Origin of the sequence: Thermococcus sp. MAR1 (assembly GCF_012027305.1) — an archaeon.
In the GTDB taxonomy this organism is placed as follows: domain Archaea; phylum Methanobacteriota_B; class Thermococci; order Thermococcales; family Thermococcaceae; genus Thermococcus.
This window is the reverse complement of the sequence record NZ_SNUF01000011.1, coordinates 1-447: the sequence shown is the minus strand read 5'-3', so window position 1 is coordinate 447 and position 447 is coordinate 1. Positions and strand designations below refer to the sequence as shown.

The window sequence follows — 447 nt, the reverse complement described above, 5'->3', positions numbered from 1 at the left end:
GCAGCGGTGTTCGGATAGACGGAAAGCACCATCAGCGCACCTGCCCACAGCTCGTCGCTTTTCAGGAAGAGGCGGCCGTAGAGATAGGAGAGACTCAGACTGAGACCAACGATAATGAACACGTACATAAAAACTGTCTTTATGCTGAGGAGATAGGCTAGATCCTTGCTTGCCACGTTGCCGAAGATAAAGAGGGCCAGGAGAAAGTCGTTTACAAGGATTCTAAGGTAGTTGAAGGGCTTCTCATCCTTGAGGACGAGCTTAAGGACGTAGCCGATGATTATGAGCGCGAGCATCTGGACGATGTTCATGGAGACGATTTAGATTTGAGCGTTAAAACGTTTTTGGCATATTGAACCGATAAATTTTTATATACCAAACGCACTAGCTAAGTACAGAAAATTGTACTACAAAAATCTGTACCTGGTGGTAGCATGGAAGACCTGA

1 pseudogene is annotated in these 447 nt (G+C 45.9%); it reads right to left on the bottom strand.

Going from position 1 to position 447, the window contains the following annotated elements:
• A pseudogene (locus tag E3E25_RS11315) lies at positions 1-311 on the bottom strand (transporter); the annotation flags it as partial.
• Positions 312-447 lie beyond the last annotated feature (136 nt).